Source organism: Streptomyces fuscichromogenes (genome assembly GCF_014645815.1).
Classification (GTDB): Bacteria; Actinomycetota; Actinomycetes; order Streptomycetales; family Streptomycetaceae; genus Streptomyces; species Streptomyces fuscichromogenes.
On record NZ_BMML01000051.1, the window covers coordinates 1 to 23,351 of the forward strand.

At 70.2% G+C, this 23,351-nt stretch carries 24 protein-coding genes and 3 pseudogenes; 15 read left to right on the forward strand and 12 right to left on the reverse strand.

The annotated features are described in order from the left end of the window. Positions 1 to 133 precede the first annotated feature (133 nt). Positions 134 to 349 (forward strand): hypothetical protein, encoded by a 216-nt coding sequence (locus IEZ11_RS48565; RefSeq protein ID WP_189269531.1) that lies wholly within the window; start codon positions 134 to 136, stop codon positions 347 to 349. A gap of 715 nt (positions 350 to 1,064) precedes the next feature. Here IEZ11_RS48565 and IEZ11_RS48570 read toward each other — a convergent pair. Further along, on the reverse strand, positions 1,065 to 1,316 hold the full coding sequence (locus tag IEZ11_RS48570) for a hypothetical protein (RefSeq protein ID WP_189269532.1): 252 nt from the start codon (positions 1,314 to 1,316) through the stop codon (positions 1,065 to 1,067). 103 nt (positions 1,317 to 1,419) lie between these two features. On the opposite strand from IEZ11_RS48570, the gene IEZ11_RS48575 reads away from it, so the two are divergent. Then, a complete protein-coding gene (locus IEZ11_RS48575; protein WP_189269533.1) occupies positions 1,420 to 2,484 on the forward strand; it encodes an IS110 family RNA-guided transposase in 1,065 nt (354 codons plus the stop codon). 88 nt (positions 2,485 to 2,572) lie between these two features. Here the strand turns inward: IEZ11_RS48575 and IEZ11_RS48580 are convergent, their stop codons facing one another. Next, positions 2,573 to 3,244, reverse strand: coding sequence for a nucleotidyl transferase AbiEii/AbiGii toxin family protein (locus IEZ11_RS48580; protein WP_189269534.1), 672 nt, complete (start codon positions 3,242 to 3,244; stop codon positions 2,573 to 2,575). Further along, the gene (locus IEZ11_RS48585; protein WP_189269535.1) at positions 3,241 to 3,606 is read right to left on the reverse strand and encodes a hypothetical protein; all 366 of its coding nucleotides are present in this window, start codon (positions 3,604 to 3,606) and stop codon (positions 3,241 to 3,243) included. Before IEZ11_RS48585 ends, IEZ11_RS48580 begins: the two co-directional genes overlap by 4 nt. 472 nt (positions 3,607 to 4,078) lie before the next feature. Here IEZ11_RS48585 and IEZ11_RS48590 point away from each other — a divergent pair, with 472 nt between their 5' ends. Together IEZ11_RS48590 and IEZ11_RS48595 are read left to right on the forward strand one after the other, a co-directional pair. After that, the gene (locus IEZ11_RS48590) at positions 4,079 to 4,264 is read left to right on the forward strand and encodes a DUF8636 domain-containing protein (RefSeq protein WP_189269553.1); all 186 of its coding nucleotides are present in this window, start codon (positions 4,079 to 4,081) and stop codon (positions 4,262 to 4,264) included. A gap of 108 nt (positions 4,265 to 4,372) precedes the next feature. Continuing rightward, on the forward strand, positions 4,373 to 4,603 hold the full coding sequence (locus IEZ11_RS48595; RefSeq protein WP_189269536.1) for a hypothetical protein: 231 nt from the start codon (positions 4,373 to 4,375) through the stop codon (positions 4,601 to 4,603). Positions 4,604 to 4,722: 119 nt separating this feature from the next. On the opposite strand, the gene IEZ11_RS48600 is transcribed toward IEZ11_RS48595, so the two are convergent. Then, a complete protein-coding gene (locus tag IEZ11_RS48600) occupies positions 4,723 to 8,472 on the reverse strand; it encodes a hypothetical protein (protein ID WP_189269537.1) in 3,750 nt (1,249 codons plus the stop codon). Between the two features lie 347 nt (positions 8,473 to 8,819). On the opposite strand from IEZ11_RS48600, the gene IEZ11_RS48605 reads away from it, so the two are divergent. The 3 genes from IEZ11_RS48605 (at position 8,820) to IEZ11_RS48615 (ending at position 10,445) form a co-directional block, all read left to right on the forward strand. Next, positions 8,820 to 9,128 (forward strand): hypothetical protein, encoded by a 309-nt coding sequence (locus tag IEZ11_RS48605; RefSeq protein WP_189269538.1) that lies wholly within the window; start codon positions 8,820 to 8,822, stop codon positions 9,126 to 9,128. Between the two features lie 75 nt (positions 9,129 to 9,203). After that, positions 9,204 to 9,719, forward strand: a complete 516-nt coding sequence (locus tag IEZ11_RS48610; RefSeq protein WP_189269539.1) for a hypothetical protein — start codon at positions 9,204 to 9,206, stop codon at positions 9,717 to 9,719. Between the two features lie 252 nt (positions 9,720 to 9,971). Continuing rightward, a complete protein-coding gene (locus IEZ11_RS48615; protein ID WP_229713950.1) occupies positions 9,972 to 10,445 on the forward strand; it encodes a hypothetical protein in 474 nt (157 codons plus the stop codon). A 53-nt stretch (positions 10,446 to 10,498) separates the two neighbouring features. Here IEZ11_RS48615 and IEZ11_RS48620 read toward each other — a convergent pair whose 3' ends face one another. Genes IEZ11_RS48620 through IEZ11_RS48635 form a run of 4 tightly spaced genes read right to left on the reverse strand, consistent with a single transcriptional unit; the run spans position 10,499 to position 14,800 of the window. Next, entirely contained in the window at positions 10,499 to 11,008 is a 510-nt protein-coding gene (locus IEZ11_RS48620) for a nuclear transport factor 2 family protein (RefSeq protein ID WP_189269540.1), read from the reverse strand. A gap of 47 nt (positions 11,009 to 11,055) precedes the next feature. After that, a complete protein-coding gene (locus IEZ11_RS48625) occupies positions 11,056 to 11,457 on the reverse strand; it encodes a DUF6262 family protein (RefSeq protein WP_189269541.1) in 402 nt (133 codons plus the stop codon). Then, positions 11,454 to 13,631: a tyrosine-type recombinase/integrase gene (locus tag IEZ11_RS48630; RefSeq protein WP_189269542.1), complete on the reverse strand. Its 2,178-nt coding sequence runs from the start codon at positions 13,629 to 13,631 to the stop codon at positions 11,454 to 11,456. Before IEZ11_RS48630 ends, IEZ11_RS48625 begins: the two co-directional genes overlap by 4 nt. Continuing rightward, entirely contained in the window at positions 13,628 to 14,800 is a 1,173-nt protein-coding gene (locus IEZ11_RS48635; RefSeq protein WP_189269543.1) for a site-specific integrase, read from the reverse strand. Before IEZ11_RS48635 ends, IEZ11_RS48630 begins: the two co-directional genes overlap by 4 nt. Before the next feature lie 163 nt (positions 14,801 to 14,963). Here IEZ11_RS48635 and IEZ11_RS48640 point away from each other — a divergent pair. Together IEZ11_RS48640 and IEZ11_RS48645 are read left to right on the forward strand one after the other, a co-directional pair. Then, positions 14,964 to 15,191: pseudogene (locus tag IEZ11_RS48640) on the forward strand (hypothetical protein); the annotation flags it as partial. A gap of 636 nt (positions 15,192 to 15,827) precedes the next feature. After that, a pseudogene (locus tag IEZ11_RS48645) lies at positions 15,828 to 16,316 on the forward strand (lamin tail domain-containing protein); the annotation flags it as partial. Positions 16,317 to 17,039: 723 nt separating this feature from the next. On the opposite strand, the gene IEZ11_RS48650 reads toward IEZ11_RS48645, so the two are convergent. Further along, positions 17,040 to 17,306 carry an HU family DNA-binding protein gene (locus tag IEZ11_RS48650; protein WP_189269552.1) on the reverse strand — a complete coding sequence of 89 codons (267 nt, stop codon included), beginning with the start codon at positions 17,304 to 17,306 and terminating at the stop codon, positions 17,040 to 17,042. Positions 17,307 to 17,425: 119 nt separating this feature from the next. Beyond that, a complete protein-coding gene (locus IEZ11_RS48655) occupies positions 17,426 to 17,842 on the reverse strand; it encodes a MarR family winged helix-turn-helix transcriptional regulator (RefSeq protein WP_189269545.1) in 417 nt (138 codons plus the stop codon). Positions 17,843 to 17,950: 108 nt separating this feature from the next. On the opposite strand from IEZ11_RS48655, the gene IEZ11_RS48660 reads away from it, so the two are divergent. Continuing rightward, positions 17,951 to 18,979 (forward strand): alpha/beta hydrolase, encoded by a 1,029-nt coding sequence (locus tag IEZ11_RS48660; protein ID WP_229713951.1) that lies wholly within the window; start codon positions 17,951 to 17,953, stop codon positions 18,977 to 18,979. Continuing rightward, positions 18,873 to 19,285 (forward strand): annotated as a pseudogene (locus IEZ11_RS52700) (PPOX class F420-dependent oxidoreductase). Before IEZ11_RS48660 ends, IEZ11_RS52700 begins: the two are co-directional and overlap by 107 nt. A gap of 639 nt (positions 19,286 to 19,924) precedes the next feature. On the opposite strand, the gene IEZ11_RS48665 reads toward IEZ11_RS52700, so the two are convergent. Continuing rightward, positions 19,925 to 20,092: a hypothetical protein gene (locus IEZ11_RS48665; RefSeq protein WP_189269546.1), complete on the reverse strand. Its 168-nt coding sequence runs from the start codon at positions 20,090 to 20,092 to the stop codon at positions 19,925 to 19,927. A 172-nt stretch (positions 20,093 to 20,264) separates the two neighbouring features. Here IEZ11_RS48665 and IEZ11_RS48670 point away from each other — a divergent pair, with 172 nt between their 5' ends. Together IEZ11_RS48670 and IEZ11_RS48675 are read left to right on the forward strand one after the other, a co-directional pair. Continuing rightward, positions 20,265 to 20,669 (forward strand): P-loop nucleotide/nucleoside kinase family protein, encoded by a 405-nt coding sequence (locus tag IEZ11_RS48670; protein WP_189269547.1) that lies wholly within the window; start codon positions 20,265 to 20,267, stop codon positions 20,667 to 20,669. Between the two features lie 516 nt (positions 20,670 to 21,185). After that, entirely contained in the window at positions 21,186 to 21,629 is a 444-nt protein-coding gene (locus IEZ11_RS48675) for a hypothetical protein (RefSeq protein ID WP_189269548.1), read from the forward strand. Position 21,630: 1 nt separating this feature from the next. On the opposite strand, the gene IEZ11_RS48680 is transcribed toward IEZ11_RS48675, so the two are convergent. Next, a complete protein-coding gene (locus IEZ11_RS48680) occupies positions 21,631 to 22,044 on the reverse strand; it encodes a hypothetical protein (RefSeq protein ID WP_189269549.1) in 414 nt (137 codons plus the stop codon). Positions 22,045 to 22,081: 37 nt separating this feature from the next. Here IEZ11_RS48680 and IEZ11_RS48685 point away from each other — a divergent pair, with 37 nt between their 5' ends. Both IEZ11_RS48685 and IEZ11_RS48690 read left to right on the forward strand, forming a co-directional pair. Continuing rightward, a complete protein-coding gene (locus IEZ11_RS48685; protein WP_189269550.1) occupies positions 22,082 to 22,516 on the forward strand; it encodes a hypothetical protein in 435 nt (144 codons plus the stop codon). 26 nt (positions 22,517 to 22,542) lie between these two features. Next, the gene (locus IEZ11_RS48690) at positions 22,543 to 23,004 is read left to right on the forward strand and encodes a hypothetical protein (RefSeq protein ID WP_189269551.1); all 462 of its coding nucleotides are present in this window, start codon (positions 22,543 to 22,545) and stop codon (positions 23,002 to 23,004) included. The last annotated feature ends 347 nt before the right edge of the window (positions 23,005 to 23,351 follow it).

Genomic DNA, 23,351 nt, shown 5'->3' on the forward strand with positions numbered 1-23,351 from the left:
ACCCCCACCCCCTTAGAAGGCTCCGCGACCTGCCAAAACGCGGTTTGCGATCTTGTTCTCCGTGTCGTGATTCTTGAGCCGTGCCGAGGCGCCCGGCGCACTCACATCACGACAACGGGAGGAAGAATCCACCGTGTTCACGCATCTCGCGAAGCTCGCCCAGATCGTTCCCGCCCTGCTCGGGCTCCTCTGGCTTGTCGCTCTCGCGTCCAATCCGATCGCCCCGTGCGGCCCGTCGGCCGAGCACCCCGCGAAGACCATCACCGACCACCTGCGCGCCATGGCCAACCACGCCCGGGCGGTGGCGGTGCTGATCGCCCGGAAGTCTGGCGCGGGAGGCGACAAGTAGATCGTGCCCGACGGCAGGCGCCGTCCGTCGGGGCACGTCGCATCGTCCGTCGGCGGAGGCACGCAGATTTACCGCGCCGACGCACTTTTGGCGAACAGCCGCACAAACGCTGTTCTCCGGTCAGTGCACCCCGGATAGCGTTGTTCTCGCTCGTGCCAGAACGGCAATTCCTGCTCCCTGGCGTGGGGTGGGGCCCTGGGCGCCCGGGTCCGGCACGTGGCCGTCCGGGAGGAGGGAGACGTCTGCGGGCGAGCGCACCGGGCCGAGGAGGGCCGGCAGGACCGCGAGGCGTGTGCGGTTGTGGCTGGTGCCGATATCGGCCGCCGCGTACTGGGCGGGCCGGATCATCCGGGGCTTCGTGTTCCCGAGGTGCTGACGGTCGCCCCGGCTCCCGATAGCTGAGCCGGGGCAGCCGCCTCGTACGCGGTGCGGGCCCTGGCCGTGGCTGCGGCCGGGGCCCGCTGGCGTACGGCAACGATGGCACGGCTCCCGCCGCCGACGCCATGCTGACGACCGCGGGGCTCGAAGACTTGTCCGACGTGCCGTCAACCTCGCCCGCGCGGTGTGAGGCCGGGCGCGGCAGGCGGACTGGAGAGAGCCTCAGGTTCCTGAACACCCGCACCGACGGCTTCCCCGGCCCGCTCCAGCCGGACGAGGACGGGGACTGAATCTCGGCGTGTGACGTCCGGGGTGCTTCGGAATCTGCTGATCCGGGTCAGTCGGACAACCTGGCCACCGGCGCGGTGGCCTGGGGATTGTTGGTCACGTCATACAGGCCGAGGATTCCGTCCATCATCACCACCACAGGTCCCTGAGGGTGGCGAGCGGCGAGGCTCCACCAGTTGCTGGTGATCAACAGCAGCGTGACGTCGCCACCGGGCGGCCACGCTGGACGCACCTGCACGACTCCTTCGGAGAGTCGGCCGGCTGCATGTTCCTCCGCGACCTCTTCGAGTTCCTGGAGCATTGCCAAAGCAACGGGGTCCTTGGCCGTTGGAAGCGCGAGAGCGGTGTCCGTAAGACGGACATCGGCAGGCTCCGGCGGTGTGTGTGACAGGAACCCAGCCGCCATGTCACAACCCATCGAGGTGATCGGCGGGATCGACACCCACACCGACGTCCACCAGGCCGCCGTCATCGACACCATCGGTCGGCACCTGGCCACCGAGGCCTTCCCCACTACGCCTGCGGGCTACCGAGACCTGCTGGAATGGCTGCAGTCCCAAGGCCGCGTACTGGTCGTGGGCATGGAGGGCACCGGCTCCTTCGGCGCCGAACTCGGCCGCTACCTCCGAGCCAACCAGATCGCCGTCATCGAGGTGGACCGACCCGACCGTCGAGCTCGCCGAGCGGCAGGGAAATCGGACTCCATCGACGCCTACGCCGCGGCCACCGCGGTACTCGCCGGCCGCGCCACCGGCACGCCGAAGCACCGCGACGGCGCGGTCGAGGCAATCCGCGGGCTACGTGTCGTACGCGCCAGCGCCGTCAAAGCCCGGACCCAGACCGTCAACCAGATGAAATCACTGATCATCACCGCGCCCGCTGAGGTCCGCGAAGCACTGCGCTCACTGACCACAACCGAGCTGGTCCGGCGACTGGCCGTAAGCCGTCCAGGCACCGATCTGACCACCCCGGTCGCAGCTGTCAGACTGGCCCTCAAGCGCCTGGCCAGGCGCTACCGGCACTTGAGCGAGGAGATAGCCGACGCGGATGCCGACCTGCGCGTGCTGATCACCCGCGCCGCGCCCAACCTTCTCGCGCTGACGGGCGTCGGAACCGAGACCGCCGGGCAGTTGCTGGTCACCGCCGGCGACAACCCGGACAGGCTCGCATCCGAGGCTTCCTTCGCCCACCTGTGCGCCGCTGCACCCGTCCCGGCCTCTTCTGGACGCACTGACCGTCACCGCCTCAACCGTGGCGGAGACCGCCAGGCGAACCGTGCGCTGCACACGATCGTGCTGGTCCGCATGCGGCATGACCCGCGCACTCGCGACTACGTGGCACGACGCACCCTCGAAGGACTCAAGACGAAGGACATCTTCAGGTGCCTCAAGCGCTTCGTCGCGCGCGAGGTCTACCACCACCTCACCAGCGCAATCAGCGGCACACCCGGCCTGGCTCCTACAGCTTGACGATCTATAGAAGCTTCAGCGTCACTCACTGAAGCAGTCGGCGGCCGCGCGGCGGCCACTGACCGGCCGTCGACGCCTGGATCAAACGTCAGTCGTCGAGTTCGTCGTCCGTGCCCGAGTGCAGCCGCTGTTCGAGGTCGCTGACCCATTCCTGGGCCCACCGCCTCAGTTCCGAGATCTCCTGCTCGGACAGGCCGTAGGCCTCGAACTCCGCGTCGTCGATCCACTGCGCGGTCCCGAGACGGTCGTGGAGGTCGTCCAGGCGGAACTGCCCGCGGCCGTGCCGCCTGCCCAGCATCTCCAGATCCGCGACCGTGCGATCACGGGCCGCCGCCCGGACGTCGACGAAGTCGCGGGGCGCCGCGCGGTCCGCCAGCGCCCGGACCTTGGTGCCGATCACGTCGTCGAGGCCCAGGACGGGGCCATACGGGGTGAGCACGGGCCGGGCCCACAGGTTTTCCTTGAGGACGTCGACCTCGCACTGCTCCCCGTCGGCGCTGGTCGCCAGCAGGCGGGCGGCCAGCGGGTCCACGCTGATAATGCCGACGTGCCAGCCTCGTTCGGCCAGCCCGCGTACCAGGTCGTCGGCGATGGCGGACATGGGGGCCGGGTTCTCGGTGGCGACGTCGATGTCCTGGCTGAGCCGGTCGACCAGGCCGTGTGCCTGGGCGGCGTACCCGCCGGTGATCACCAGCGGGTACGGGGTGCCGATCGCGAGGACGTCAGCGAGGAGCCGGCGGTGCAGATCGCTGATGTTCACGCGGCGGCGGACGCCCGGTGCGCAAGCTCGGGGAACGCGGCCTCCCACGCCTCGCGGACATGCCTGCTGATCATGGTCCTCATCAGAGGCCACTGCGCCAGGAGGAGGCCGCGGTTCAGGAAGCCGGTGATGTCATCGCGCTGCCCCTCTGCGAGCACCGTCCGGTAGAGCCCCATGCACTGACGGGGCCGGTCGAGATCATAGGTACGCAGCCCCGACCAGACGACGTGCAGCGGCAGCTCGACCGGACCGTGCTCCGGCCCGCCGAGGTCCTCCAGGGCATCGGGAAGGCGCGCCGCATACCGCTCGTGCAGCACCTCGGCGACAGAGGGAGTGACATCAGAAGACGACTGCTGGACCATGGCCCCCAGTATTCCGTGTGCGCCGGGCGAATGACACAGCGGACGCGGCCCGGATACGGCGCGGCCGCGGGAGCTGGACACGCAGGCAGACGCGGCCGCCGGATACAAGATCGGCACCTGCCCTCTCCACCTCCGCTTCCCCTAGGCCACCGCAGCGGAGCGGACCAGGACCGGGCTGCTGGGCCGGAGCGCCCACCTCGCGGACCGGCACTGGCGGCTGCCAGGCACCTCCGCGATAGGCCCGTGCGCGATCACTTGGCCCTGGAGGGAGCTCTGCACGGGCAGCCGCGAGGCCTCCCGTGGAGAGCCGGGAGGCGCGACGGGCCCCGCCGCACAAGGGGCGGCAGGGCCCGAGGGCCTCCACCTGGGGGGAGGTGAGGCGCCGTCCGCACACCATGCACCACAAACCGGCCATGGGCATAGATCCCGGCTGGAAATACTCGCTGTCAGTGCTGGCGGCGATGATGGGCCTATGGCCATCAATATGATCAACCACGCGCTCACCTGGACCGACCCCGGTGGAGTGCACCATGCCTCGGCCGTTGCCTACGACAAGGTGAGCGGGGAGAGACAGAAGCAGCGGCTGAAGGACGCCCGATGCACGGACGTGGAACTCGTCGAAGTCCGGCCCGGGGAGCTGCCGCAGCCGAAGGCCTGACGGATTTTCCTGCCACCTGCTGCCTGGGATCACAGGGTTATCCACAGGCTCACACACAAAGGGCTGCCGTGTCGTACGGTGCCGTCCCAACGAGTACGGGGGTGTGCGATGGCGTTCAGGGTGGACCTGACCGTTCAGGTCGAGGATGCGCTCAAAGAGCTGCCCGACGACGGGCATCGCGACGTCATGGAGGTGATCGCGGCCGCCCTGACCCGGCGGGGATCGTGGCCGGCGCCTGGCGGCTGGGACGGTGCGGTGCAGCAGGGGCGGCGCGGGTGGGTGGCGTACGCCGCGTACCGGGACGGTATCGAGGTGTACGAGGTGGGCTGGACCGGATGACGTGCCACCCGACCCGTCGAGTCCGCCCCTACCGGGCGCGCCCGGGCTCCCCGGAACGGTATGCCACCGCTCCAGCTCGGGGATGGGGATGCTGTCGGGTGGCATGAACGCGGCGATGCTCAGGCCTGTGAGGCAGGGTTCCTCGGGGTCTCGTTTGATCGGTCCGGCGTCCAGCCGGGCCGGGGGGCGTCGGCGTGGGTCAGGACGGCCGTGAGGCGGTCTGCCGTGGTGTAGGGGATGCGGGGGTCGGCGAGGAAAGCGGATGGTTCGACGGTGCGGGTGACCATCAGCGGCAGGATCCGCCAGGGGTGTTCGCCGTTGACACCGCAGGCCGTCGCTGCCTGGCCCGCGTACTGGGCGATGGTGGCGGCTTTTGCGAGCAGCTTGTCCCGGTAGCGGGCGGTGAACTTCTTCATGTGCTGTTGCAGGGCGTGGACGGCGACGGCCCGGGTGGGGTTCTTGACCTCGATCACCCACAGACGGTGGGTGTCGGGGTCGGCAACGAGAAGGTCGATCTCCCCGGTCAGGCCGAGGATGCCGAGCGTGGCGGCGGTCTTCTCCAGGAGGCGGAAGCGGTGGGGCAGGCCCGCACGGCGGGCCGCGTCTTTGACGTCGTTCTCCAGGCGCTGGTCGAGTTGCTGGCGGTGGCGGAAGAGGGCTTGGCCGACGGCGGCGGGGAGTTCGGGGTGCGGGAGGCGGCCGTCGTCGAGGTTGGCGGCGTACGTCTCCCGGGAGACATGGGCCAGCCAGGGAAGGAGGAGCAGTTGATCGCTGTGGGCGATCAGGGGGTGGGTCAGGGGCCGGATGCGGCGTTCAACCTCGGTGTAGGAGTGCTCACCGGGGCTGTCGGCGTTGCCGGGGTGGAGACGGAGACGGTCGACGGCGGCGTGGAGCTGTCCGGAGGGAAGCCCGGACCATGCGGCGCTCTCCGCGACGAGTTCCTCGGCTGTCGCGGTCGTGGTGCCGCTCTCGCTGGTGGGCCAGTCGGACGCGGTGGCAAGGACCGCGACGATCGCGTCCAGACCGCATCCCCAGTCCTTGACGAGGAGCTGGTCGGCCTTGGCGAGCTCGCTGCGGGCAGGAAGGGCTGCTGCCGTGAAGGCGACGGGCGTGCGCACGTGCGGACGGGCAAGCACGCTGGCCGCGTCGAAGGCTGCGAGTTCTGTGTCGGCGGCGGCCTCGATCATCTGCTGGTGACGGGCGCGTTGGTAGGCGCCGGCGTCGAAGCCGAGATGGTCCGCAGTCGCCGCGCTCTGGTCCGGTGCGGGGGTGTCGGGGTCGGCGCCGAGGGTGAACAGACCGGTGGGGTCGATGGTCAGGACAAGGTCGTGCAGGCGGCGCGCGGCTGAGACCGCGGTGTTGCCGGTGGTGAAGACGACTTCGGCGAGCGCGACGAGCTCGGCGACGGCAAGGACGTCAACGGGTCGGTCACCGGCGGGGGGTGTGACGAGCGCCTGCTGCAGGAGCAGGTGCAGCGCAGTGGTGGCGGTCATCGCGTCCTGTTGCTGGCGACGGGACTCCTCCGCCCAGTTGTCCGCCCAGGGCGACGCGAGGTTGACCGCGATGGTGGTCTGCGAGCGGGTGCGGTGGGACCACGCGGCGTTCAGATGCCGGGCGAGTTCGCCGAACAGGGCTGGCTGGTGGGCGCTGATCTGGTCGGCGAGTTCGGCTTCCAGGGCGTGCAGGAGCTGCTCGGCGGGCCCGCCGGGGCGGCATGCATCGGTTCCGTGCCACGTGCCAGCCGGCACGCCGGCCCGGCGTACAGCAGCGGCCGCGGCACGCAGGGCGCGTGCATGCAGGTGCGGAGTGCGCGGCAGCGTGAAGGCGGGGTGGGTTGACGGCCAGAAGGTGGTGATGCCGGCCACGAGCAGCAGCGGATGGGCGCTGTCCCACGCCTCGGTGAAGGTGTCGATGTCGATGCCGGGCCCGGCGGCGCGGCCGGTTCGGACTTGGGTGATGAGATCGTGCACGAGCCGGCCCAGGATGCGGTGTCCCCGCTGGCCATCGACGGCGAAAGCGGCAAGGAGCGGCGGGTCGACGACGAGTCCGATCCGCGCGGTCTCGGGCTCGGCGCCGGCGCGCACGAGAAGCCCGTCCTCAGCGTCGGCGACATCGGCCGGCACCAGTGCTCCGGCGGGCAGGTGGTGCGGTTCGTCGGAGACGGTCACGTCAACGATGAGGGGTGTGCCGTCGGCGAGTGTCGCGTGCGCGGCGACCGGCTCGATGGTGCTGAGTGCGGTGTGCAGGGCGTCGGCCAGGTCGTCCATGCCCCGTACGTCCAGCGGCCCGCCGCGCTGCTGGGAGGGGACAGCGACAATCACCATCGGCGGGACAGTCGACGTACGGACCAGCAGGGTCCCCTCGGAGCTGTGGTACTCCAGACAGGCTCTCGCCCCGCGAGCCCCGGGCTCGGGTGGAAGCGGCGTGACGCGCGTGAAGTCCCGTACGCCCGGAAGGCCGGCAGCGCTCAGCACGCGATCGGTGGCCGCGTGCACGGCGGCGTGCTCCCAGACCTCGTCGTACGGCGTGACGGGGACGCATGCGATGTCGTCGCTGTCGGGGCCGGGCAGCAGCAAAGTGGCGTCGCGGTGCCAGAGCGACCACGCGTCGAGGGCATCGAGGTAGGCCACGCCGTGCACGCCGGGGTGTTCGGTGAGTTCCAGGACGAACAGAGCCAGCAGGGCCGGGTCACCACCGGTCTGGTGGAGGATCTCGGCGAGTTCCTCGACGTGGAGGAAGGCGGTGTCGCGGACCAGCTCGCGTGTCAGGACGCGGGGGCCGCCGTAGACGACGAGGCGGCCGCGGCCCGGCGGCGTGTCGGCGAGAGCGGCCCGCCCTTCCTCGACGCGGCCGCTCAGGGCGCCGTCCGCCACGGAGCTGACAACGGCGATGTCGTAGCGGTGGGTGGGTGAGGTCATCCGGCACACCGGCCCGGTGATGGTGGGGATGTGGTCCAGGCCGAGGAGCTGGGCGAGCCGGGCGACGGTCACCTCCTGCAACCGCTTCTCGGCCGCGGCGAGTTCATCCGGCGGCAGGAGGGCGAGCAACCGGGCGGCGGCCGGGGCGATGGCGTCCGTCGCCGCACCGGCGGGAACGGGCAGGCGCCGGCCGTGCGCAGTGACGGCCAGGACGGGGCCGAGCAGCGGCGTGTCGGGGCGGTAGCGCAGCGGGAGATCCTTGACCCGGCTGGTGAGCCACGTCAGGGCACGTTCGGCATGCTCGGGGCACCGGCAGGCATCGACGAGGGCTACCGGGTCGGCCGTCGCGATCTCGGCGGCGGCGTCGACCTCGGCGGGGGTCAGGCGGCAGGCGACCTGGCCCTCTTGCGCGCCGTCCGGGGCGACATAGGGTTCGGGCCACGCAGGGGTGAGCGCCTTCAGCGCGCGGTCGGCGATCCGCAGAGCCAGGTCGAGGACGTCACCGATCCCGAAGCCGACGGCCTCGCACAGGGGTTGATCGACGGCCAGGGCGGTGAGCTCCAGGCCGCGCAGCACCAGCAGGGGGTGAGCGAGCTGCCCGGGGTGGACCAGCAGCCGCTCACCCGCAACGGTGGCGCCCACTCCCGCACGCAGGTCGCTGGGATCGCGGCCGGTGAGGACCCCGCGTCCGGGGGCGGCACGCGCGATGGCGTCGACCAAGCCGGGCAGGTCGTCGGCGCCAGCAGGCGCTCCGACGCGCAAGGGGGTGCGCATCACGCGGGTGAGCATCAGCAGCAGGTGGTCCTCGAGACGTTGAAAGTCCGGTGAGGTAAGGGCGGCCTGGAACAGCACGAGCAGAGAGTCGGTCGAGTACGGGGCCAGGGCGCGGTCGAGGAGCTTCCAGTCCACGCGGCGGATTGCTGCGGAGGTGACGGGCGTGTTCATGGGCATGGAGCGCGTCCTGGTCTTGTACCGAGCTGATCCGACGAATCCGAGAGAACAGCTTCGCAGGCCAGTGTCCGACCGCGCCGCGGATTTCAACCCGCCGTCAGCTCTCCGCCTGGCCAGGGCGGTGTTCAGTGACACTACCGAGGCGCGCCGTTCAAGTGGGTGGTGTGGGCCGCTGCAGGACGAGTCGTTTGGGCCCTGAGGCGCTCGCGTTCGCCGATCGCGGCCGGGTCGGTGACGTTCGGCGACGGCCGTCGTCTTGCTCCAGGCCGTGGCCGCGGCCGCGGACGGCGGGCTGCAGCGTCTGGATCCGCCGTCGCGGCATGGGCCGGGTGGGCATACTCGTGGACATGAGAGTCCCGCTCCGTGCCCGTCTGTTCGCGGCGTTGACGTTGCTGATCACGTGCGCAGGATCGGCCGGGGGTTATGCCGGGTTCCAGCTGGGCGCGGGCGCCGGAATGCTTGTGAGCATGGCGGTGATGGTTCTGGGCGTGAGAATCACGGTCTTGCTGTGTCGTCTGCAGACGCAGGAGTTCTTGCAGCAGATCGTGGGCGACGGCAAGGCGGAGGCGTCAGCGGAGGCGGTTCTGCGGGGGACCATGCTGTATGAGGCGACGGTCTTCCCGCTTCTTGTTCACCCCGCGGCTCTACTCGCATAGACCCAGGTGGTGGTGTCATGCCGTCAGCCGCCCGGCACCCCACTTACCGGGCCGATCCCGCGGGAGATTTCCCTGATGCGTCGCTTCACCGCCACCACCTGCGCCCTGGCCCTGGCGGCCGCCGGCATCATCGCCGCCTCGGCCGGCACCGCCCAGGCCTCGACCTGCTCGCACGCCTACCTGCCGCTGCCCGATTCCTCGTGCACGCCCGGCGCCTACAACTCGGATGTCACGCAGTCGAACATCCACAGCACGATCTGCGTGTCCGGCTGGACGGCCACCGTCCGCCCGCCGACGTCCTACACCAACCCGCTGAAGGCCCAGGGCATCATCGACTACGGCTACTCCGACACCAACATGGCCGACTACGAGGAGGACCACCTGGTCCCCCTCGAACTCGGCGGCTCGCCCCGCAGCACCAGCAACCTGTGGCCCGAGCCGTACTCCGGCACGAAGACCGCCACCACCAAGGACGGCGTGGAGACCAAGCTGAAGAACGCCGTCTGCGCCGGCACCATCACCCTGTCCGCGGCCCGCAGCGCCATCAAGACCAACTGGACCACGGCCCTGCAGGTCACCGGCATCGGCTGACCCTGCCCACTGCCGGGACATCCAGGCCGCACGCGCTGGATGTCCCGGCAGCCGGCATCGAGGTCCTGCCCGGCCCGGTCATCGCGTTCTCGCAGATGCCGGTGCCGGCCGAGGGGTCCGGCCGCGGTGTGCTGCTGAACCCGTAGACGGGTGTACGCCGGGTGTGCGTCTGCGCGCCTTACCCCGCGCGGTACGGCGCGGGCCGGGTAGGGCAGCATCTGCTCAGCCGTCGCCGTACCGTGAGGGGCCGTCATGCCGTCCACCCGCCGCGCCATGCCGATCGTGGTGCTGTCCTGCCTGCTGCTCGCGGGCTGCAAGTCCGGTTCGCTGGGCGGTCTGTCGCCGTCCGGGAGCGCGAGCGCTTCGGCGGCGGCATCGAGCGCGAGCGGCGCAGCCGGGGCGGGCCGGGCGATCGCGGTGGGGGCCGGCCCGCAGAAGAAGTACACGGTGCAGCAGCAGCCGGCCGCCGGCTCGTGCCACTACCGGTACGAGCACGAGGAGCCGCTGGAGGACCCGGCCTGCACCCCGGGCGCCATCTCCCCGGCCGTTACCCAGGCCAACCTGAAGACGACGATATGCCGCAAGGGCGGCTACACCTCCGGTGTACGCCCCTCCACCTACGTCACCGGCAAGGAGAAGAAACTCAACGCCGCCTCCTACGACTACACCGGCGCGATGAGCGAAGCTGAGTACGACCACCTGTTATCCGGGGTCGCGACGCTGTGAAGGATTGATTGTCCTGGCCCGTTCGTCAGCGGTATGCCGCTGACGATCGCCTTCTACTGGTGCGGCTCATCAGCATGGCGAGCATTGGCCCGGGCTGGTTCGTCGACATAGACGGGTCCATCGCTCGGTGCCAACGGCGCAAGGTCGAAGGGACGTACTACCCGGCGCCGCGCTATGCGCCAGCTCCCTTCCTCGCGCCGGTATTCGTCCTCGTAGGTACCTCCACCGGCAATCCAGCGGTGGTCGCGGAGTTGGACCAGGACCACGACGTCCGATCGTCCGGTCGCGGCAGCGCCGTCGATTTCCACCGTGTGGTTGGCAGTGGCATGCTGCATGATCGGGAATGCCTGCCACTGCTGCTCGACCGCCGCGCGGATGGCTTCGATCCCCGTGAATATCTGGTCCGGGCTGGTTTCCCACGCGGCGTCCGCTGTCCAAATTGCCTCCCAGCGGACTGGGTCGCGGTGGTCGGCACCCACGCAGTAGTCGTGGGCCAGCCGGTGCAGTGCGAGTTCGGCCTCGACTTGGTCCAGGCGAGTAGCGAGATCTTGTAGCGTCGTCATTCCTGGGAGGCTACTGACGGTTGAGATGGCCCCGCAGGGCGGCCGTCTCACTCCTGCAAGTGCCGTCGCAGGGCGAGCAGTTCGCCGTGTGCTGCAGCGAGAGCGGCCTGCAGTTGGGCAACTTCTTCACGGTGTTTGCGGCGGTCGGCGGCCAGCTGTTGAGTGAGGCGGCGGACCAGCGCACTGGCGGCAGCCTCAGCGTCGGGGGCGTGAGCTGCGTCGCCCGGGATGGCATCGCGTCGTGCCCGGCGAAGAGCCTCGACCTGCGGGCGTAGGACGGGATGTCGGTAGATGAAGTCGGTGGATACTCCGGCCGCCCTGGCGATGGAGGCCACGCTCACCGGGGTGCGTGTCTTGCGGGCTGCCTTCAGCGCCTTCTCAACGGCGGACTCGGCTTGTTCCCGGCGTCGGCGGGTGGCTGTGGCCAAGGCTTCGATGCTGCGATTCAAGTGTTCTCCGCGGCGTGCTCGGCAGCGGTGTCACCGGAGAGCCGCCGCTGGGGGGCGCCGGCGCCGCGAACGGCCGTGGTGGTGCCGTCGTGGTGGCGGACGCGGTCGATGGCTAGCAGGACGCCGTCGAGCGCCGCGACTTCCTCGGTGCGGCCGCGGAGCCAGACGTTGTCGTCGGTCATCGGCTGACCGAAGCGCTGTACGTGCGCATGTTGCCTACGGTCGATGAGCTTCGCGGTCTCCTCGCGTTGCTGTTGCAGCGTGTCGGCGAAGGTGGCGTCGGTGACGAACTTGGTGCAGGACAGGCAGGCGTTGCCCTTGTCGCAGACCTGGCGTGGCGGCAGGGCGCAGTAGCCGTTGGGCAGGATCCGGTCGGTGCGCTGGTCCAGGGCGAGGGCTTCGAACATCTCCCGCGGGTCGCGGTCGTACGGCCGGCCGTCGGCGGTGATCTTCTTGTAGCGCAGGAATTCCCGTTCTGCGGTGGTGGACAAGGTCCGGGCGTAGTGCAGGAACATCACCGGGGTCTTGTGGCCCATGTAGCGCATCGCCACATGCAGTGGGACGCCTGCGTTGAGCAGGCTGGTGGCCCTGGTGTGCCGGAAAGTGTGGGTCTTGGAGATCTTGATCAAGTGGTCCTGGCCGTCGCGCAGGTCGATCGCAGCAGCGAACTTCGTCAGGCGCGGGCGGGCCGTCGTCGACGGGTAGGGACGGTCGCCGTTACGGTTGTTGCGCTCGGCCAGGAACAGGTACTTGGGGTCGACGCCGGGCCGGTTCTGCCCGGTCATGAAGGTGCAGGCGTATTCCTGCTGCTGGCGGATCAGGTCGAGGGTCTCCTGGTCGATGGGGATGCTGCTGTCCTCGGTGATGATCTTCGTCTGCTGGTAGCGCAGCCGTGCTACGGAGCCGTCCGGGTCGGGGAAGGGGACGGCGAGGACCGGGTCGTAGTCCAGCAGGGTGATTTCGCTGATCCGTCGGCCGGTCTTGATGAGCAGACCGACGATGCGGACCAGCTGCTCGTCGGCGAATCCACCCTCGGCCTGGGGCTGGGCGAGCAGACCGCTGTGCTCGGCGATCCGGCTGATCACCGCATCGCTGAGGACGGCATCGGGCGGCGGCGCCTTCGGCCCGGTGGGCTTGTCGCCGTAGCGGAAGAGCACAGCGTGCTGCGGCCCCAGCCGCCGCCAGCGGTCCTCAGCCAGTACTTCGGCGGCCTCGTCACGTTCCTCGAACACGAACCGGTATAGCTGCTCAAGCCCCGTCATGGCGGCGCGGCGATGAATCTGCCCGAGCTGTTCGCCCTTGTTCGCCCCGGCCGTGCACCGCTGCTGGTTCAGCCACTGCCGAAATCCCTGGACCCACTGGCCGAGCCGGCGCGGGTCGTCGACCAGGTGCGGGCCGTCGCAGCCCACCACGTCGAGGTAACGCTGGAACCAGCAGAGATTCACCTGCCGGGTGAAGGCTGTGCTCCAGGTGTAGACGCCGCGCTCCAGCTGGCGCGACAGCCACCACTTGGCTGCCTCGCGCAGCCACGGGGTGATCAGGTGGCTGAAGTAGATCAGGTTGTTGCGCCTGGGCTCGTGTTCGCGCAGCGAGATCCGGGTGTCCAGCAGCGGGTTCCACACGTTCAGCTCCCACCACGGACCGCGGTGGTAGACGTGAACCAACAAGTCCACCGCGCGCGCCAGGATGCGCCCGACGATCGCCATCTGGTTGGCGGCAAGTGGCTCGCCGATCCGGATGCGGGACTTTCGGATGGCGCGCAGCCAGTCCTCGTGCGGCAGGTCCGTCAGGCTCGACAGTCGTGCGTGCTCGGGGTCGGTGAGCACCAGGGCGATTTGGCGGGTCAGCTTCGTGGTGTTCTGCGCCTGGATGCGCATGCCGAGCTGGACCTGCCGCTCGATGGACCAGGCAAACTCGGTGCGCATGCTCGCAGGCAGGCCCCGCAGGTCGATCGCGACGCTCTTCTCGCGTGCTCGGTAGGACGGCTGGTTCTCCAGCACCGCCTCCAGCCAGCTGTCCGGCATCGTCGCCCGGGTGAAGTGCGCCTGCCGGGCATCCTGCGGGAGACCGGCGGCCAACTGAGCGTTGATGTCGGCGTCGAACAGGCGGCGGTGTCCAAGGCGCGGGTCGGACTGGGCGGTGCGGCGGGGACGATGCCGTGCAGCGTCGTTCATGCCATCGCTCCCCAGCGGGAGGCCAGGCTCTTCCAGTCGGCCGCGGCCCGCATCGCCGCGTCTTCGGTGACGTGCGCGTACGTCGTCATCAGGGTGTGGATGTCACGGTGCCCGAGCCGCCGCTGCACCACGTGCTCGGGCACTCCTGCCAGCAGCAGTGCTGTCGCGTGCGAGTGGCGGAACCAGTGCGGTGTCCAGGCGGCCGGCAGCAGGGGGTGCCGGCGCTTGAAGGCGTCGATCCAGTCGTAGACGGTCTCCGGCCGCAGCGGCCGGCCGAGCTGACCGCGGAACAGGTTCACGAACACCGGGTCGTTATCGCCGAAGTCGACGCCCGACTCGATCAGCAGGAACAGATACTCGCCGTACAGGTCGTCGAGTTCGTCGCTGATGTAGACACGCCGGTACTGCTGGTGCTTCACCCGTAGCCGCCGCCGGGTGTCCTCCCGGGGCTGGACCTCCACATGCGCGGTGGTGCCGGTGCCGGGCTGCCAGTCGTGGTGTCGCAGCAGCAGACCCTCGGCCAGCCGCAAGCCGGTCTCCTCCAGCAGTGTCCACAACAGTCGCAGCCGCAAGTCCCCCATCCAGCCGCCGTGGTCCTGGTCGAACACGGCGGCATCGTCCTTGATCACGGCCATCTGCCGTGGCGTCAGGAACGGCGGCGGAAGACGCGGGTCGCGGCGCCGGCCGATCACCCGCCGGTCCTGCCCGCCGCCGACGTGCCCCAGGAAGGAGGCATACCGGCCGCGCGATTCCATCGTGCCGCCTTTGACGTGCACGTAGAACGTGCGTGCGGCCGGCACGTCGGCGACCACCGCCTGATAGCGGTAGAAGCTCATCACCGCGGTCAGCGCCGCGTCGACCGTGCTGGCTGGCACCGGGGCGACCGGCCTGAGCGTGAGCACTGCCGGATCGGTACCGCGGTTGCGCAGCCGCCGCGCGAACCCGGCGAGATCCTCCACACTGACACGTTGCCAGTCCAGGCGCCGGTCCTCAAGCAACGACCACCACAACGCCAGGCCGTGCGCATAGGAGCGGACGGTGTGCGGCGAGTACTGCTCCTGCCGCAGGTGCTCCAGGTACTCCTCGGCCGGCTCCACGACCCGCCACTGCCGGTCGAGAACGACATAAGTGACCTCGTCACCGACCGTGACCCGCTGCCGAACTGCCATGCCCGTAACCGTAGGAGCCTGTCCGCAATCGGGCAGAGCCGATCGTCAGCAGCGTCACCGTCATGAGCGAACAACCCCGGATAGTGGCCACCCGGCGGGCCCAAAGCCGGTACTTTGCCGCTCGTCAGCGACAGCAGCGGCACTCATCAGCAACCCCGGATGTCACCTGATCAGCCTGCAGCTCGGCGGCGACCCCAACGACCCGCGCAACCTGTGGGTCGAACCCGAGGACCCGGGCCACAAGACGAGTCAGGGCGTGAACAACCTGAAGGACCCGGTGGAGACCAAGCTGCACACCGCGGTCTGCGCGGGCAAGGTCACCCTCGCCCAGGCTCAGCAGGCGATCGTCACCGACTGGACCACCGCCCTCACCACGCTCGGTCTCAGCTGACGGCCTCTGCCCGGCGCGACGAACCTCGTGCGGTCCGCAGGGAGAGTGTGCGATCGTGAGGGAGTCCGGGCCCGCAGCTTTCCCCCGTAGTTGTGGGCCCGGACTCGTGTTCAACCACCGACGGGGTGCCGGCCTGCCCGGACACCTCGCTGCACACCGTCGGCTTACGGACACTGCCCTTCCGTCCTGGGGCGGCGCGGGCCATGTGACGGTCGCGCTGGGGCTCTTGCTGTCGTGGTTGCTCCACCTGTTCGGGTTACGGCGGCTGTTACACACTTCCCGGCCGCGGCCCGCTGGCCGGAGGCGGTGTGTGCGGCCCGCTCGCGGCGCCGGAGCCGTCGATTCCGGGGCACCGGGTGATGGCGGGCTATCAAATCGTCATGTTCATCGCATACATGCTGTTTCCACCTGAGAGTCACAGGAAGATCCGTGATTCGTCACGTGCTTCGCGTTTCACTCGGATCGTGTCGGTGGGCGGGCAGGGTGTGCGTGTGTGGCCGACCGGCCGCCGAACCGCACCACACACCCTGCCTGACCTGCGGCTTGTACGCCGTGCGCCTGAGGGTGTCCGGCCCCGTGAAGGGGGATCCCGTGTCTGTTTCTGTGACCGTCCGCCGTGTGACTACCGCTGCTGCCATGGCTGCTGCCTGTGTGGGTGGGCTCGCGCTGCCCGCCGCGGCCGCCGGCCAGCCCGCTGCCCGCCCGCATGATGGGGCGGTGGTGATCAGTGACGTGCAGTACGACTCGCCGGGCCGCGACGACCGCACCAACTGGTCCCTGAACAAGGAATGGGTGGACGTCACGAACACCTCCGGACGGGCGGTGAACCTGGACGGCTGGACGCTGTCCGACGAGGCCGGCCACACCTACACCTTCGACCGTTTTCGCCTGGACAGCCGTTCCACGGTCCGCGTTCACACCGGCATCGGCCGTGACCGTTCCACCGACGTCTACCAGGACCGCCGCACCTACGTGTGGGACAACGACTCCGACACGGCGACCCTGCGCAACGACCACGGCCGCTTCATCGACGAGGTCTCCTGGGGCTACCACCGTGGTGGCGGCCACCGGTTCGGCGACGGCGACCACAACGGTGGCGGTGATCGCTGGACCGGTGGTGAGCACCGCGGTCGAGGCGACCACCGGTTCGACGGTGAGCACCGTGGGGGTGGAGATGACCGGATTGGTGGTGACGGCCGCCGTGGTGAGCACCGTGGGGGTGACGACGGCCGGTTCGAGGGCGAGCACCGCGACGGAGGCCACCGCCGCCGCTGACCGCACGCGGTGTCGGCGGCCGGGAACCCCGGTCCGGTCACCGCACCCCTGCCGACCGGCGGTGTCCGGGGCGTACCGCCAACCGCCGCCGCGTAGGGTCTCCTTCTGGCTGGCCCGTCACCCGCTTCAGCCGTGGTGACGGGCCGGAGGGCTGATCAGTGGGCGAGGGTGACGGTGATGGGCTGGTCGGGGCAGCGGCGAGGCGCTCGGCGAGCGCGTTGTACTCGGCGGGGTCGACGCGAGGACCTCGCCGGCGGGCGAGGAGGCCTGCCGCGCCTGCGGCAGGGATGAAGCGGGTGGCCCGTCCGGGCAGCGTGCGACGGGACCCGGACGGGCTCCCGTCCGGATTGTGCCCGACCGGCGCCGCAGGAGGATGCCGACAGGCCGGGCCTCCAAGGCGGTGCCCTTACTGTCTGCGGCTGCCGACGCCGGCGCCGCAGTACGACCGGCGGATGCGCGGTCATTGACCACCGGTGGGTCGCTGCCCGAGGGCGGCGGCCGGGGTCCGTCCTGTCCTGGGGACGGCCAGGGTGTCCGGATCGTCCGGCCGTGACCCGGGGCCGGCACCGGTGCTTACTTGTCCTTGGCGGCTTCCTTGAGCTTGGAGCCCGCGGAGACCTTCACGCCGTAGCCGGCCGGGATCTCGATCGGCTCGCCGGTCTGGGGATTGCGGGCGGTGCGAGCGGCACGGTGGGTGCGCTCGAAGGTCAGGAAGCCGGGGACGGTGACCTTCTCGTCGCCCTTGGAGACGATGTCGCCGACGACATCGGCGAACGCGGCCAGCACGGCGTCGGCGTCCTTGCACGTCACCTCGGCACGGTCGGACACCGCGGCCACCAGCTCACACTGCGATTCATGATCTTACTCTCCAGTTCTGTGGATCACCCCGGACAGGTCCGGGACTGACCGGTTCCAAGGACAGCGTCCTCTCCTTGCCACGATCACTCGCGCATACCGGCTCACGCGGGCAAGTCGAGCATCGCTTTGAGGATGCGTTGCAGCTCAACGCGGTCCTGGGGGATAACCCTCGCCAGCCTGCGGTCGTACTCCGCCGCGAGGGCTGCAAGTGCTCGATCGCGCGCTTTCGTGCCCTCGGCGGTCAGTACGAGCCGGTGACGCCGCAGGTCCGCCTCGTCGATCTCGCGGCGGATGAAGCCCTTGGCGACGAGGTTTCGGACGTAGACCGTCACGCTCGCCTTGGGCAGCAGCAGCGCGGTCGCGATCTCGGCCGGGTACGGCGATGCCTCCACCTCGGCCAGGACGAAGAACTCCTTCGTCTCCAACCCGAGCTCGGCCAGCTCCCGTGTGCAGGCATCCATCACGACGCCCAGCAGCCGCTGGTTCAGCGTCCACAGCTGCGCCCCGTCGACCGACATGCGATCCTCCGTTTCATGTGATACAATTTCGTACTAGTTTTATATCGTATAAGATGACTCCTTGTACTGGACTCCTATGGAACAACAATCTCGCGAAGGAAGCCAGTCATGATCCAGCACCTCACGATCCCGCGCGGTCCCATCAACCTCGCCGCGGACCTCCACCTGCCCGACAACGCCGACAGCAGCGCACCGCTGCGCGCCGTGGTGCTCGCCACCCCGGGCAGCAGCGTGAAGGAGCAGATCGGCGCCAACTACGCCTCCCGTCTCGCCGCCCGCGGCATCGCGGCGCTCGTCCTCGACCCCGCCCATCAGGGCCAGAGCGAGGGCGAGCCCCGCGACCTCGAAGACCCCTACCGCCGCGGTGAGGACATCTCCTACGCCATCGACGCGCTCACCACGACCCCCGGCATCGACCCGCAGCGCATCGGCGTCCTCGGCATCTGCGCCGGTGGCGGCTACGCCGTGCACACCGCCCGCACGGACCACCGCATCAAGGCGGTCGGCACGGTCGTCCCCGTCAACATCGGCGCCGCGTTCCGCAGCTTCTCCCCCGACGGTCCGGCCGCAGCACTCGACGCCCTCGCGGACGCACGTACCGAAGAGGCCCGCTCCGGCGAGACGACCCGCGTGAACTGGCTGCCCGACACCCTCGAGGACGCCGCGGCAGCGGGCCTGACCGACATCGACACCACTCAGGCCGTCACCTACTACCGCACCGAGCGCGGCGGCAACGAACACTCCACGAACCGGCGCCTCCTGCGCAGCGACTCCCTCCTGCTGGGCTACGACGCGTTCCATCTGGCCGATCAGCTCATGACCCAGCCACTGCAGGTCATCCTCGCCGGACGCATCGGCAACACCGGCTCCTACGACATGGGCATGCAGCTGTGGAAGCTGGCCCCCAACCCCGTCGACCTCATGGTGATCGACGGCGCCGGCCACTACGAGATGTACGACGAACCCGCATACGTCGACGCCGCCGTCGAGCGACTCATCAGCTTCTACGCGAACAACCTGGGCTGCGGGCATGGACGACGCCTCACTGGACCGGCTCGGGACGGGCAAGTATCTGCTGGTCACCAGCTACCGCAGGAACGGCACCCCGGTCGCCACCCCCGTCTGGGTGGTGCGTGACGGCGACGCGCTCGGCGTCTGGACGGCCGCGGACTCCTGGAAGGTCAAGCGGATCCGGGCCCACGCCGATGTCCTCGCAAGAGTCCGCCCACCGGCTCGCCTGGTGGCGCAACCGCCGTCGGTAGCGCCACGGCCTCAGCTCACGCCCGCCGGCCGGGCCTTAGGACCCGGCTCGGCCAGCGGCGCGGGACCCGAGGAACGCTGAGCACGGCCCCGGTGGCTGCAGTGTCGACGCTCTCGGCTGTCAGGGCGCTCCGTCTGCCGCCCTGCCGGAACGGCCCGCTCTCCTCCGAGGCACCGACGTAAGTCCGTGACCAGGCACGATGAGCGACAGGGCAGAGACGCTTCCCGGGCTGGTGGAGATCAGATCCCTTGCGCCCTCTGGGGGAAACATCCGGTGCACCAACGCTGTCCCTCTTCGAGGATGTGGTCACCGGGCACTTGCCGCTTCTGTCCTGGGACGTGGATGCCGTCCTCAGGGCCATCGCTGCAGGAAAGCCGCTGGAAATCGTTCGCGACCGGGCCGACGGCCTGGTGTATTACGCGCTCGTCCTCGCGGGGGTCCGAGGTCCGTACACGTTCACTGACGATCCACATTCTTAACTCCCTCTGCCACGTCGGACGATAGTGCGTTTCGTCGGTTCGATGCCCCGCGTTTCGTCGGTCCCCCCTCCTCGCGGTGCGCGCGGCCTGGTCGTCGGTCCTGGCCAGCAGCAGCCACAGCCACGGATATGAGGGGCGCGCAGCCGGATCGGTGCCCGAGGCCTTCAGCTGGCGCCCGGCGAGCAGCCACCGGTTCAGCGAGCTGACGGTCACTCCGGCCGCTGCCTCACGTTGGCTGTGTCCCTTGGCGACCGCGGCGGCCACGGACTTCCCGTGACCGGCACCCGCGCGCAGCGTGAGCGCGCGGGCCATCCGGAGGGGCGGGGCGATGCAGACGGCCCGCTACAGGTACACGTCGAGCAGCTCCGCAGCGTACACGCGGCGGCCGCGGGTGTCGTCGACGAGGTAGCCGTGGAGGACGACACGCTTGCGGCAGCCATTGACGACGAGGCCGCGGGTGATCGCGCTGGCGTTGATGACGAGGTAGGTGCGGACGGCGGGGAGAGCCACAGCGGGCCCCTCTCGAGCGAGGGCGCGCCCCCTGCGGGCCCGCCCTGTACCCCTTAGCTGGGCTCGGACCCAGCTGGACAGGAGCCTTGGATCCGTCACGTTCGGGCGTACGAGGCCGAACTACGGTTCGCCGAGGGCCTCGCACGCTGCGCGTGGACCGAGGACTCGATCCGTGCGGCCCAGCGCACGGTGCCCCACGGCAGAGTGTTGCTCCTGCTCGACAACACCGCGTTCGTGCTCCGCTACACCGACAGCCGCCACCCAGGTGGTCGCCCAGGTCCGCGAGGAACTGGGCGCCCTGCTGGCGGCCGGGCTGGACGTCGTGCTGGATCACGGGCTGTGGCTGCGCTCGGACCGCGTGGAGTGGAAGCAGCTGGTCACCGAGGCGGTCGGTGTGCCGCGCCTGCTGTACTTCCCGGTCGAGCGCGCAGAGCTGCTGCGGCGCCTGGCCGGGCGCAACGAGCGCGAGGACGCCAACGCGCTGACCGTCACGGAGTCGGCACTGGACGACTTCTACGCCCGGTTCGAGCCCCCTCATGGCGAGGACGCTGAGGTCATCCCTCCCGGCTCGTTCTGACCCGGCGCCGGCGGGCGCCAGGTGGCGATCAGCCGGGCCGCCTCCCCCGTCCAGCAGTGGGGCACGGTGGCCATGGAGACGGGCCGGAAGCCCAGGAGTGGGGCGTCGACGGCGATCCGGCCGTCGTGCCGCTGGAGGTGGTCCAGGAGCCGCCGGGCCTCGGCCAGGAGGGCCGGCGAGGCGGTCCGCCAGGTACCGTCCGCCGAGTGCCGGACGCGCCGCTCGACATCCTCACGGACGCCGTCGCGCCATTTGACAGAGACGGCGGATTCGCATAATCGCCGCAACGTTGCGGGCTCGTGGTGCCAGAGCGGCGGTGAATGCCTGGGCAGGGGTCTGCCAGCTCAGGGGTTTTACGGGGTCGGTTGTTCAGCCGGTGCTCGATCCCGCGGAGATCGTCCACGGTGCCCCACCCTCCCGGCCGCCCGTCCTGGTCCACCACGTCAGATCTGAGTTGGTCGTCGAGTGCCTTGGGCGGGGCATGGTTCGTCAGCCGTGGGTGCCAGAATCGGTGGTATGCCGCTGTCTGACTACTTTTCTGCCGCTGATGACCGGGCCGCCATCGCGGTCCTCCAGACTCGAGGAGGGCCGGAGAAGGCCGGTCTCGACGTGGTCTTGCTGGAGAACATCGACCCGGTCGTCGCGATGGCCCGGCTGGAAGTCGCCATGACCGGCTGCAGCTATGAGGAGGCCCGTGAACTCCCGCGGTCGGGGGAACAGCTGTCCTCGCCGGAGGGAGAGTCCTTGGTCGTCAGCGTGTCTGACAGCTTGGCCGGTGCTCTGGCCGCAGCATCGCGGGACGATCTCGTCCGCTCTGCCGAACTGTGGTCGATGACCGACGAACTCCGAGAGGAGGGGATCAGCGTCGAGGTCACGGTCGAGATTCTGGAGGAATTGGCCGGCTTGGCTCACCGTGCTCTGGCCTCCAGGATGCTGTTGTATTGCTGGTTGGCCCTGTGAGTCACCGGCGTCCGGTGGTGTTGTCCGTGCTCAGCGGTTGGCGACGTTGGCGGGTGCGGTAGGAGTCGAGGTCGCCGTGCTGCTGCGCGAGCTCGTCCGTACCGCCTGCCCGGACGGCCGTGACGCCGGCGCGCACCCGAACATCACCGTGATCCGGGCCGTGCTGGCCGGCCTGCTCGCCCGCGAAGCCGAGCTGTTTCCCGAGGCCTCCCGCCCGCTCGTCTTCGGCGCCGACCTCGATGAGGTGCACGCCCAGGACGCGTCCGCGTACGGCAGCCCGAGGCTGGCGCGTATCGTGCTCGATCTCGCTGCGGCGGACGCTGACGCCGCTGTGCCACTCCCGGCGCGTACCCACGGCTTCTCCCGGGTGGCTGCCGTCGACGTCCGGCTCCACGGCCGTCTGTTCGCCGCTCACCTCGCCGCCCGGCCGCCCGCCGGATCCCCGCCGCACGATGGCGGCCGGCCGGGCAGGACAGGAGTGGTGGGAGCAGGCCGTCGCGTTCGTCCCTGGGCTGGTGGCCGCCGAGCCCGCCCCGGAGGCGGCCCGTCTCGCCGCCTTGGTGTTCGACGCGTGCCCGCCCGGGCGCGCTGCGCAACTGGAAGCGGTCGTCCGCACCGCGCTGGGCACTCCGCTGCCGGCCGCCCTGCTGGCCGAGGTCCTTCCCGCCGGCACGGAGCGGGTCGACGGGACCGTCGAGCCGCTCGCCTCCTGGCTGCCGGTGTGGGGCTGGTTGGCGCGGTCCAGGGCCGCGAGCACCTCGCGGTCGAACGACCCCCACCGCAGCCAGGGAAGTTCCTCGCCGCGCTGCGCGGCGCCGATCCCGCAACAGAGCGCGGCGCCGCCTTCCGTACGGCGGCCGCGCTCCTGGCCGACCCCGCCGTTCTAGGTGACCCGGCCGCCCTGTGGGCCGAATTGGCCACCGGCGGCGGGGGAGCGGAGGCGGACGGCCGGCTGCTGGCCGCGAGCGACTCCCTCACCCGCGCGCCGACGGTCCCGTCCCACCCGACGCTGGCGCACAGCCCGACCGCGGCCGGGCTGTGGCGCGCCGCGCTCGCGGCCACTGCCGTCCGGCGCCCTGCCGGCGCGGGCGGCTTCGCGGACGCCGGCCTCGACGAGGACCTGTGGCCGGCTCTGACGCGGGCGAGCGCCGCGCACACCCCGGCCCTGCCGGACGCCGACCTCGTCGCCTGCCTCTCGGACAGCGAGGATGCGCTGCTGCTGGCCGCGCAGATGGTCACCCACTCCGTCGGCGCCGGGAAGGACACGGCCGTACGACGGTCCGCCCTCGCCCTCCTGGACGCCGCCGCAGTCCGACCGGCTGACGAACAGCCTGCAGGCCCGGGCGTTGAGGGAGACGCTGGTCAACTCCGGTGACGTCGACGCGGCCCGGGCCTGAACCCTCGCACCGCTGCCGTCGTCCGTGCCCGGATGCTCGGCCACCGGCTGAACCCGGCCGCCGAACTCCGTGAGGCTGTCGCCAGACCGCCCGCGCCCTCTTCACCCGTAGGGGTTGCAGCCACGCCGCGATGTGCCATGGGCTGCACCGCGTCCATGCCGTCACCTCGCACTCGTCGGGCGCGGCGATCTCGTCCGGTTCCGCCGGCGGCTGCGCACCGAGGAGTCCGTGCTCGTGGCACCAGGCGTCGTTGTAGACGCTCTCCAGGTAGCGGTGCGGGCCGTCGGGGAAGATCGCGACGACGCGCGTCCCGGCGGGGTACGTC

What these genes read in the sequence shown, in the direction of transcription:
- IEZ11_RS48570 (WP_189269532.1), bottom strand. Translation starts at nt 1,316, where the DNA reads ATGCTCCAGGAACTCGAAGAGGTCGCGGAGGAACATGCAGCCGGCCGA.
- IEZ11_RS48575 (WP_189269533.1), top strand. Translation starts at nt 1,420, where the DNA reads ATGTCACAACCCATCGAGGTGATCGGCGGGATCGACACCCACACCGAC.
- IEZ11_RS48585 (WP_189269535.1), bottom strand. Translation starts at nt 3,606, where the DNA reads ATGGTCCAGCAGTCGTCTTCTGATGTCACTCCCTCTGTCGCCGAGGTG.
- IEZ11_RS48590 (WP_189269553.1), top strand. Translation starts at nt 4,079, where the DNA reads ATGGCCATCAATATGATCAACCACGCGCTCACCTGGACCGACCCCGGT.
- IEZ11_RS48595 (WP_189269536.1), top strand. Translation starts at nt 4,373, where the DNA reads ATGGCGTTCAGGGTGGACCTGACCGTTCAGGTCGAGGATGCGCTCAAA.
- IEZ11_RS48600 (WP_189269537.1), bottom strand. Translation starts at nt 8,472, where the DNA reads ATGCCCATGAACACGCCCGTCACCTCCGCAGCAATCCGCCGCGTGGAC.
- IEZ11_RS48605 (WP_189269538.1), top strand. Translation starts at nt 8,820, where the DNA reads ATGAGAGTCCCGCTCCGTGCCCGTCTGTTCGCGGCGTTGACGTTGCTG.
- IEZ11_RS48610 (WP_189269539.1), top strand. Translation starts at nt 9,204, where the DNA reads ATGCGTCGCTTCACCGCCACCACCTGCGCCCTGGCCCTGGCGGCCGCC.
- IEZ11_RS48615 (WP_229713950.1), top strand. Translation starts at nt 9,972, where the DNA reads ATGCCGTCCACCCGCCGCGCCATGCCGATCGTGGTGCTGTCCTGCCTG.
- IEZ11_RS48620 (WP_189269540.1), bottom strand. Translation starts at nt 11,008, where the DNA reads ATGACGACGCTACAAGATCTCGCTACTCGCCTGGACCAAGTCGAGGCC.
- IEZ11_RS48630 (WP_189269542.1), bottom strand. Translation starts at nt 13,631, where the DNA reads ATGAACGACGCTGCACGGCATCGTCCCCGCCGCACCGCCCAGTCCGAC.
- IEZ11_RS48635 (WP_189269543.1), bottom strand. Translation starts at nt 14,800, where the DNA reads ATGGCAGTTCGGCAGCGGGTCACGGTCGGTGACGAGGTCACTTATGTC.
- IEZ11_RS48655 (WP_189269545.1), bottom strand. Translation starts at nt 17,842, where the DNA reads ATGTCGGTCGACGGGGCGCAGCTGTGGACGCTGAACCAGCGGCTGCTG.
- IEZ11_RS48660 (WP_229713951.1), top strand. Translation starts at nt 17,951, where the DNA reads ATGATCCAGCACCTCACGATCCCGCGCGGTCCCATCAACCTCGCCGCG.
- IEZ11_RS48675 (WP_189269548.1), top strand. Translation starts at nt 21,186, where the DNA reads ATGCCGCTGTCTGACTACTTTTCTGCCGCTGATGACCGGGCCGCCATC.
- IEZ11_RS48685 (WP_189269550.1), top strand. Translation starts at nt 22,082, where the DNA reads ATGGCGGCCGGCCGGGCAGGACAGGAGTGGTGGGAGCAGGCCGTCGCG.